The sequence below is a fragment of the Rhodopirellula maiorica SM1 genome (assembly GCF_000346295.1).
Classification (GTDB): domain Bacteria; phylum Planctomycetota; class Planctomycetia; order Pirellulales; family Pirellulaceae; genus Novipirellula; species Novipirellula maiorica.
In genome coordinates this window covers 1-9,148 of sequence record NZ_ANOG01000173.1, presented here as the reverse complement: position 1 = coordinate 9,148, position 9,148 = coordinate 1, and the positions used below count along the sequence as shown (strand labels likewise).

7 protein-coding genes are annotated in these 9,148 nt (G+C 55.1%); 6 read left to right on the top strand and 1 reads right to left on the bottom strand.

Going from position 1 to position 9,148, the window contains the following annotated elements:
- Positions 1 to 215: 215 nt before the first annotated feature.
- Positions 216 to 3,308, bottom strand: coding sequence for a vitamin B12-dependent ribonucleotide reductase (locus RMSM_RS05255; RefSeq protein ID WP_008692622.1), 3,093 nt, complete (start codon positions 3,306 to 3,308; stop codon positions 216 to 218).
- 629 nt (positions 3,309 to 3,937) lie between these two features.
- Between RMSM_RS05255 and RMSM_RS05250 the strand changes: the two genes are divergently transcribed.
- From RMSM_RS05250 to RMSM_RS05225, 6 genes are all read left to right on the top strand, one after another.
- Positions 3,938 to 4,756: a sugar phosphate isomerase/epimerase family protein gene (locus tag RMSM_RS05250; RefSeq protein ID WP_008692620.1), complete on the top strand. Its 819-nt coding sequence runs from the start codon at positions 3,938 to 3,940 to the stop codon at positions 4,754 to 4,756.
- 180 nt (positions 4,757 to 4,936) lie between these two features.
- Positions 4,937 to 5,932 carry a tetratricopeptide repeat protein gene (locus tag RMSM_RS05245; protein ID WP_236622010.1) on the top strand — a complete coding sequence of 332 codons (996 nt, stop codon included), beginning with the start codon at positions 4,937 to 4,939 and terminating at the stop codon, positions 5,930 to 5,932.
- Positions 5,933 to 5,960: 28 nt separating this feature from the next.
- Positions 5,961 to 6,230, top strand: coding sequence for a WXG100 family type VII secretion target (locus tag RMSM_RS05240; RefSeq protein ID WP_008692616.1), 270 nt, complete (start codon positions 5,961 to 5,963; stop codon positions 6,228 to 6,230).
- A gap of 51 nt (positions 6,231 to 6,281) precedes the next feature.
- Entirely contained in the window at positions 6,282 to 6,776 is a 495-nt protein-coding gene (locus tag RMSM_RS05235) for a hypothetical protein (protein WP_008692614.1), read from the top strand.
- Positions 6,777 to 6,950: 174 nt separating this feature from the next.
- Positions 6,951 to 7,577 carry an Hpt domain-containing protein gene (locus RMSM_RS05230; RefSeq protein WP_144057386.1) on the top strand — a complete coding sequence of 209 codons (627 nt, stop codon included), beginning with the start codon at positions 6,951 to 6,953 and terminating at the stop codon, positions 7,575 to 7,577.
- 215 nt (positions 7,578 to 7,792) lie between these two features.
- The gene (locus RMSM_RS05225) at positions 7,793 to 9,049 is read left to right on the top strand and encodes a protein kinase domain-containing protein (RefSeq protein ID WP_063870190.1); all 1,257 of its coding nucleotides are present in this window, start codon (positions 7,793 to 7,795) and stop codon (positions 9,047 to 9,049) included.
- The last annotated feature ends 99 nt before the right edge of the window (positions 9,050 to 9,148 follow it).

Genomic DNA, 9,148 nt, shown 5'->3' with positions numbered 1-9,148 from the left:
GAAAACGGGAATTCTGGCGAATCCCACTACTCGAGGATCACGCATTGGGCGGGAGCCTTGGAACCAGGCGTGGCGAGAAGAAGTACGAAAAAAAAGCTGGCCACGGGAATTCGCCCGTGGCCAGCTTGGTTGAGATTCTACTCAGGGTGCTCGTGCTACCCTGGTGCTTTGCGGCCCACGGCTCAGATTACCGGGGGCCGCTTGCTGCGACCGACTTAGCTGCAGCCCATGCTGTTGCCACAGTTGTGACAGAGGTAGCAGTTGCCATTGCGAACGGTGATCGAGCCACAGTTGTCACATGACGGAGCGTCGATTTGGAAACGAGCAAACTGCTGCTCCTGTGATGCGGCGGTCGGTTCGGCATGCGAGTGTCCGTTACCGTTACTGGTCCCGCTACTAACCCCGGAATCCTGCAGACTGGCCAGGAATGTCGCTCGTTCGACGATCGCCACCGCGGCTCCGGCGTCCTCTTTCAACTCTTGTGTCACTCGGTTCGGGGATGCGACGACGGGACCGTTACCGTTGCTGGTTTTGTCGCCTTCTTCGCTTGTGATCGCCGATGGCGAATAGTCACCATGGCCGCTCATGAAGGTCAGTCCCAACCATCGGGCGATGTAATCAACAACACTCTTGGCGATGCGGATGTCCTTGTTGCTGGTCATCCCCATCGGCTCGAACCGGGTGTGGCTGAACTTGTTCACAAGGACTTCCAATGGCACGCCGTACTGCAGTGCAATCGAAAGCGCGGTGCCGAAGCTGTCCATGATGCCGCCGATCGTCGAACCTTCTTTGGCCATCGTGATGAAGATTTCGCCAGGTCGTCCATCAGGATACAAACCGACGCACAAGTAGCCTTCGTGACCCGCAATGCTGAACTTATGAGTCAAGCTTTGGCGAGTGTCTTGCAAACGCTCGCGACGCGGTTTGAAGACCACTTTTTCAATCGTCTTCGTGATGGTGGTTGCCGATTCAGCGGCTCCCTTTTCATCGCTCTTCTTGGTGTTCAGCGGTTGCGACTGCTTGCTGCCGTCACGATAGATCGCGATGGCTTTGAGTCCCAGTTCCCAGCCCCAGAAGTAGGCGTCGGCGATGTCTTTGGCGGTCACGTCGGTTGGCATGTTGACGGTCTTGCTGATCGCACCGGACAGGAACGGCTGTGCCGCCGCCATCATCGTGACGTGAGCCTGCCAGGCGATGCTGCGAACGCCGCCGTTTGGCTTGAACGCACAATCAAAGACTTTCAAGTGTTCCGGATCCAGATCCGGAGCCCCTTCGATCGTATCGTTTTCATCGATGAACGCCAAAATGCCTTCGATTTGCGCTTCATCGTATCCGAGTTTTTCCAGCCCGTAGCGAACGGTCTGGTTGACGATCTTCAGCATCCCGCCACCGGCCAACTGCTTGTATTTGACCAAGGCGATATCGGGTTCGATTCCGGTGGTGTCACAATCCATCATGAAGCTGATCGTACCGGTGGGAGCAAGCACGGTGGCTTGCGCGTTGCGGAAACCGTACTTCTCACCGATCTTCAGCACTTCGTCCCAAAGTTCGCGGGCGGCTTCTTTCAGTTCCGCAGGGCCATCGTCGTGAATCTGGTCGCACGCTTCGCGGTGCATTTGCATCACGCCGAGCATCGGTTCTTCGTTTGCCGCATAACCTTCGAAGGGGCCCACGACACCCGCGATTTCGGCACTGGTGCGATTCGCTTCGCCGTGCAGCAGTGCAGTCAACGATCCACACAAACCGCGTGCGGCGTCCGAATCGTAAGCCAAGCCCGACGTCATGATCACGCTGCCGAGGTTCGAATAACCGAGTCCGAGTGGACGATATTTGTGGCTATTGCGAGCGATCGGCTCGGTCGGGTAGCTGGCGTGGTCAACCAGGATTTCTTGGGCGATGAAGAACAACCGCGAGGCGGCTCGGAAACGTTCAACATTGAACGTGCCATCGGTCTTGCTGACGAACTTCATCAAATTGATCGACGCCAAATTGCAAGCAGTGTCGTCAAGGAACATGTATTCCGAGCACGGGTTGCTGGCGTTGATCGCGCCACTGTTCGGACAAGTGTGCCACTTGTTAATCGTTGTATCGTACTGCACACCGGGATCGCCACAGTGCCAAGCACACTCGGCCATCTTGTTCAGCAGTTCGCGGGCATCGTACTCCGGCGCCGCTTCGGTGATCTTGTCGCTGACCCAACGGGTTTGCCAACGCTTGTTGTCACGAACGCTTTCCATGAAATCGTCGGTCACGCGAACCGAAAGGTTGGCGTTTTGGAAGCACACGCTGCCGTACGCCTCGCCGTTAAAGTTCGATTCGTAGCCTTCGCGAATCAGTGCGTGCGCTTTCTTTTCCTCGTTCCATTTGCACTCGACGAACTCGAGCACATCGGGGTGCCACACCTTTAACGATTGCATCTTCGCTGCGCGACGGGTCTTGCCGCCGCTTTTGACCACGCCAGCGATCGAATCGTACACTCGCATGAACGACAACGGGCCCGATGGCGTTCCGCCGCCCGAGAGTTTTTCGCGTTGCGAGCGGATGGTCGACAAGTCGGTGCCGGTGCCGCTGCCGAATTTGAACAACATCGCCTCGCTGCACGCCAATCGCATGATGTCTTCCATGTTGTCATCCACGGATTGGATGAAACAGGCCGAGCCTTGAGGGTATTCGTAGGGGTTTTCGGGTTGAGCGGTGTCTTGCTCGGCTTCGTTCCAGTGCCAGTTGCACTTGGATCCCACCACGTTGTATTGGGCGTGCAATCCGACGTTGAACCAGACGGGGCTGTTGAAAGCACCATGTTGATGCAAGCAAAGCCAGGTCAAATCGCGATAAAAACGTTCGCCATCTTCGGGCGAATCAAAGTAGCCGTCTTCGAGTCCCCAGTCGGTGATGGTACGGGTCACGCGGTGGATCAATTGGCGAACACTGCGTTCGCGTTCCCCTGGATTCTTCGGATCGCCGTAGAAGTATTTGGAAACGACGACGTTGGTGGCGAGTTGAGTCCAGGATGCGGGGATTTCACAGTCGTTCTGTTCGAACAACGCGCTGCCGCTTTCGTCTTTGATCGTCGCGCTTCGCAATTCCCAGCGAGTCGTTGCAAACGGAGTCTCTCCGTCGTCGGGACAGAACACGGAATCGATCTTCAACCCGTCGGAAACATCGGCACCCCCTCGTGAGCGGAGCTTTTTGCCAAACTTTGATCGCGCATACTCCACGCCGTGCTGCTCGTTGACGCGCCGCAGTGCAGGGTCATTGGCGGTCGAGCTTGAGCTTTCGTGGGTGCGTTCAGATAGAACCGATGCCATCGCTTTGAGACTCCTAGAGGGGTTCGTCCGTGGGGCTTGTACCGATCGCCAAGATTTAATCGCGATCCTCGCGAAACGTCGGATACTCGCCAAATTGATAGGGGAAGTGAACTTTTGTCGCCTGCACAAGTGTGGAGCTTGTTTTCGTTCATCGGGGGGGATTAACCGGTTCAACCCGTTATCCCTACACGTAACGCAGCGTCATTCTAAACGCTAATGCCATCACTACCCGTAGTGCCGATCGCGGCAAAACCACACTACATGTGGGCGACTCGCGAATCTTAGGGATTGCGGGAGGCGTGTCAAACCGAATTTTGATTGATCGTTAAGTCATGGCTGGACAACGGTTTACAAACATCCCTTCGTTCGCCACCGATCGCCATTTCTAGCCGCCTAAAATCCCTAAGTGGTTTGCTGTTTAAGGTTTAGTGAATTTTGCTAGCATAAGAGAAATTGATTTAGAAATCTGGTCGGAATTTGGAAAAAGATCGCTGCTGCTGGGACACTGGGGCAAAGTGGACGGGGGGCGAGCGAGTCCGAGCGGCGAGAGTTGGGGGTATCGCTTTCGCTTTTGAGAAGACAAGATACTTCGAGCTGGTTCACAAAGGTGGGGAATAGAAAGGATTGAAATGACACGACGCTACGCAATCTGTAATGAGACGTTTCAAGATTGGCCGCTAGAGCGAGCGGTGAAGTTTGCCAAGGACGCGGGATACACGGGGTGGGAAGTCGCCCCCTTTATGCTGGCCAACGACATTGGATCGTTTGGCAAAGATCAACGCGCGGCCTATCGCGACACGGTCACCTCGGCGGGGCTCGAGATCGTGGGGTTGCATTGGCTGTTAGCCAAAACCGAAGGATTCCATCTGACGACACTGGATGCGGAAACCCGCGAAAGAACCGCCGGCTACATGAGAGACCTGGTCCAGTTGTGTAGCGACTTGGGGGGACGTCTGATGGTGCTGGGGTCGCCGCAGCAGCGGAATTTGACCGAGGGACAAACGATGCAGCAGGCGATGGAGAATGCAGCGGAGGTTATTTCCGGATGCGTCGATTTGTTAAACGAACTGGACGTCAAGATCGCATTGGAACCGCTGGGGCCTCACGAAGGGAACTTTTTGAACACCGCTGCCGAGGCAAGGGAATTGCAAGCGATGATCGGCAGCCCGCAGGTAGGGTTGCATTTGGACGTCAAAGCGATGAGTACCGAACCCGACTCGATCACCAAGGTGATCGAAAACAACGCGGATTGGATGATCCATTTTCACGCCAATGACCCTAATTTGCTGGGACCGGGGATGGGAGAAATTGATTTCCGTCCCCTTTTTGCTTCGCTGGACAAGGTGGGGTATGACGGGTGGGTCAGCGTCGAAGTGTTCGACTATTCGCCTGGGGTCGAGCGGTTGGTCAACGAAAGCATGCAGAACATGCTGGCCGCTCAGGCGTAAAACGCTGAGGAATTCGCGCAGGATCTCGCGGTGGGGATTCGCGGTGAGGGGGGGGAGAGCGAGCGTCTTGATTGCGGTCGCGACGGGCGACATTGGGCAAGTTGCTCTTGGGCTGCTAATCGATCACAATGAACGCAACTTCTCTCGCTTCATCAAATCATCGGAAGGGTGCGGATCGGCATGTCACAACCCACGGAGCCATCCGATCAAGAACATTCGGCGAATACGTCCGCAGAAGACCCCGCCTCTGGTACTGCTGCGGCTGCCTTGCCACGCGATGCTCGTGCCGCCGCTTCGGAAACGCCCAGTGCGTCGGAAACGCCCAGTGCGTCGGAATCTCCCGGTGCTTCGGAATCCCCGAATCCGATGGATGGCGGACAGTGGCGACCGGTGCGTCCCGAGGAACTTCTACGCAAAAACGTACCAGCGGACGCGGACCCGAGCGAGCCGCAGGACAATCCAAAGTTGATCCGCCAGCGTCGCCAGGAACTCGAGGTCCATTTGCGGTCGTGCCCAACCGATCAGGATGCGTTCCGCGAGTTGGCTGCGATCTATCGCAAAGAAGATCGGCCGCACGAGGCCAAACGCGTGCTCACCGAAGCGGTGCGAATTTTTCCCGATGACATGTCGTTATTGTGGGAGCTCGAAGAGGCAAAGTTGGCGAGGTCGCTGCAACAGTTTCGCGAAGTGAGCGATTTGGCAGCGCGGTTGAAAACAACCGAAGTCGAACGCGAGATGAAGCGAAGTCGCGAGGATTGGGCGTATCGCCGTATCGAAGTCTGCGATGCTCGTTTGGCTCGCGATCCATCGCTGCGGCAATTGCGATTGGTGTTAGCGGAAGCCTACATTGATTCTGACCAGCATGACAAAGCGATCAAAGAGATTGACGAACTCGTGCAGTTTGACGAGTTTTCGCCGCAAGCGTATTTGTTAAAGGGCAAGTGTTTACTCAGTCTCGGCCAGGACGTGCAAGCGATGGCAGCGCTGCGCGCCGCTGGGCTTCGCCGCGCCGTCGTGGGACCGCTGCCGATCCGCCGCGCCGCTCTGAAACTTCTGTGCGAGACCGCTGAACGACTCGGACTTGATCTGACGCTTGAGCACTATCAACGACACTTGGCGATCGTCCAGCAGGATATTGCCAAACTCTCTGCCGCAGGAAAGAAGAAACACGCTTAACGTTCTCTGCACCCGAAGGTCTATCGTTATGAATCAAGCCGTTGTCGATCCCGAACAGTTGCGTCAGTTTGCGGCGCATTTGCATCGTTTCGCAGAAGAGATGAAGCAGCGTTCGACCATGCTCGCATCTCAGATGAATCAGCTCGAACAAACGTGGCGTGATGAACAGCAACGCAAATTTGGTGAAGAGTTTACCACGCAAATGCGTCAGATTTCGAGATTGATCCAATCGACCGAAGAACATGTGCCTTACTTGATGCGAAAAGCGGAACAAATTGATGCATACCTCGGACGCTAACCATGTTGCTAAAGTGATCCCCCGCCTCTTCTCTGCTGACCGGTGACAACCATGGCCACCAGTAATGTTCGCAACATCGATTCGCTCGCCGCGATGCAGGTTGGCATGGTGCGGTTGTCGGATGATTGGTCCAAAACGGTCCAAGAATTAAGGGCGATGGTCCAGCGAACAGAACAGTATTTTACGCAAACTCAACCACAGTATTGGCGGCATCAGTTGCAATTGGCGGAACGCGAGATCAATGAAGCCAAAGACGATCTGGCTCGCAAACGAGCGTCGCTTCGCCCCGAAGATCGTCCGGCAGCCAGCGAAGCGGTGGCACGCGTGCAGAAAGCCGAACGTCGGCTTCGTTATTGCGAAGACAAACGTCGCCAACTTCGCTCCTGGACGATCGAGGTGTCCAAGGTCTGCGACGACTTGCGTGGACCGCTCGCGGACATGAACGAGCACTGCGATACGCTTCTGCCACAAGCCGCACGCGAATTGGCGACGTTGATCGAACAGTTGCGAATTTACGCCGAACAAACAAAGCAAAGCGATCCTTAGAGGAGACGATTTATTTCAAATTTCCGGGGCCGAAACGTATTGGTAGTGGGGGGCGATCTAGCCAGCTCGCAATCGTGGTGTGATCGATTATCGCAGTGGTCCTTATCGACATTCCCGTGCAGCAGCGCGAATTCGCTGGACCAAGAACTGCGGCGCGTCAAACAGAACCAGGCCATGTACGACTTGATTCTGCTGAGTGCGGGGGTTTTAGCCGAAAAAGGAAGCGATTGGATTCAACAATTCGAGAAAGATCCAACGATCGGCAAGGTACCGGTTATCCTAGTGGCAGTTCCCGAGGGCAGTGCCGATGCATCCGAATCGGCATCGGATTGGATTCGTCACCGGTTGCAGACCCCGGTTTCGATGACGGAATTGCGTGTGGCGATCGAATCGATCCTGAATAAAACGAAAGAGAGTGAAAGCGTGTTGCCGGACAAACCAGGCATCGATACCGTTGATTTTGATCGTGATGCAATGTTGCAGAACACGGGAGGCGATCGTGTGTTTGTACGCAAGTTGATCGAGATGTTTCAGATCGAATCGCGTCGCCAGTTGTCGGCGATTGCGGATGCCGTCAACGCACGCGACGGTCAAATGATCAAATCGGCTGCCCATGTGTTGAAGGGGTCCGTCGCTTTGTTCGGAGCCAATGGGTGTGTCGACGAAGTCTTGAAACTAGAAAAGATGGGCGAACAGAACGAACTTTCTCAGATCGAAACGCAGTTCCAAGCAATCTGCCGGATGACCGCAGGGTTGTCCAATGCGCTGGATGTCTACTTGGCGGAAGAGCATACCGAATAGGTCTGCGAGGTTTTGATTTCGTGGTTGACCTAAGCGACGCGAGGCTGGCGGAATCCATTTGCCCACTGCGACGGCTGCGTTATCGATTTGATCTCGCCGTGTCACATTCTTAGTCCACGGCTGCCGCACTGCTGCTGACGACGTGTCAAACTTCCACGTTGAATTCACCGAATTGCTACTGCTTGCATTGGATGGCATGCGGTACAATGCGCAGCATGAAACTCTTGATCGCAGAAGACAATCCGTTGTGGTTGAAGGTGATCCAGACCAATGTCCGGTCATGGGGCTTTATTCCTGTGACTACCGAGAACGGCGAAGAGGCGCTGCAACATCTAGCGAGCAATGATTCACCTCGGATCGCGGTGCTGGATTGGCAGATGCCCAAAGTCGACGGCATTGAGGTATGTCGCCGAGTGAAAGCGGACTCGTCGCGGCCGTACACCTACGTGATGCTTTTGTCCTGCCGCGATACTAAACAAGACGTGGTCACGGGGTTGGATGCAGGTGCGGATGAATACATGACCAAGCCTGCGGATTTGGACCTTCTAAAACGGCGTCTCACCGCAGCACGACGCATCATCGAAGCGATTCCACCGGAGGGATGGTCGCGACCGCGAGTGGAAGGTTACGAAGTCAAGCAGGTTCTAGGCCAAGGTGCGTTTGCCACCGTTTGGGAAGCGGTGCAAGTGGCCACCCAGCGTCCGGTGGCACTCAAAGTATTGCGAGTCGATCTGGCAACCGAAAAAGTGTTCAACCGGTTTGCCAACGAGATCAAGGTGATGCAAGAGTTTGATCACCCTTATCTGGCGAAAATCTACGATAGTCATATCGATTCGAAACTCGGTTATTATGCCATGGATTTGGTCAACGGCGGGACGTTGTACCAGTACGTTCGCCAACATCAACTCGCACCGTTAGCCGTGATTCGGCTGATCGCCCATGTCTGCTTGGGACTTCAACATGCTCATGAACATGGCATCATCCACCGCGATGTAAAAATGTCCAACATCATGGTGACCGAATCGGGACAACCTAAACTTGTCGATTTTGGACTTGGCAAATCGATGTTCCTGGCGCCCAGCGAAGATCTCTCAGGTACAGTCGACGGATGTGTTGTCGGCACACCACTGTTCATGTCTCCGGAACAGGCTCGAGGTGAAATCGCGTCGCTGGATCAACGCACAGACATCTATTCGGTGGGAATCATCCTGTACATGTTGCTGTTGAAACAGCACCCTCACCACATCGCCGCTGAAGATCGTCAGCAAACCATTTCCGAGATCGCGCATGGGCCCGTTCAACGACCCACGAAGATCAAATCGACGTTCAGCAAAACGCTTGAGCGTATCCTGCTGAAGTCGCTCCATCCGTCGGTGGATTTTCGCTACCAAACCGCAGCCGACTTGGCGAACGACTTGTTGGCATTCGTCAAATCTCGCACGCAACAGGAGAGTTCGTCGAAGACGCTATGAACAGAGGTTTGCCTCTTCGGGTCGTTAGAAGTTCTTCGTTCACAACGTGCCTTTACCTCCTCATCGGGGAGGTCAGAGTCGGCGGCAGCCGGCTCTGGG

Excerpts from the sequence above, each read along its gene's own strand:
- RMSM_RS05255 (WP_008692622.1), bottom strand. The coding sequence starts at position 3,308 with ATGGCATCGGTTCTATCTGAACGCACCCACGAAAGCTCAAGCTCGACC.
- RMSM_RS05250 (WP_008692620.1), top strand. The coding sequence starts at position 3,938 with ATGACACGACGCTACGCAATCTGTAATGAGACGTTTCAAGATTGGCCG.
- RMSM_RS05245 (WP_236622010.1), top strand. The coding sequence starts at position 4,937 with ATGTCACAACCCACGGAGCCATCCGATCAAGAACATTCGGCGAATACG.
- RMSM_RS05240 (WP_008692616.1), top strand. The coding sequence starts at position 5,961 with ATGAATCAAGCCGTTGTCGATCCCGAACAGTTGCGTCAGTTTGCGGCG.
- RMSM_RS05235 (WP_008692614.1), top strand. The coding sequence starts at position 6,282 with ATGGCCACCAGTAATGTTCGCAACATCGATTCGCTCGCCGCGATGCAG.
- RMSM_RS05230 (WP_144057386.1), top strand. The coding sequence starts at position 6,951 with ATGTACGACTTGATTCTGCTGAGTGCGGGGGTTTTAGCCGAAAAAGGA.
- RMSM_RS05225 (WP_063870190.1), top strand. The coding sequence starts at position 7,793 with ATGAAACTCTTGATCGCAGAAGACAATCCGTTGTGGTTGAAGGTGATC.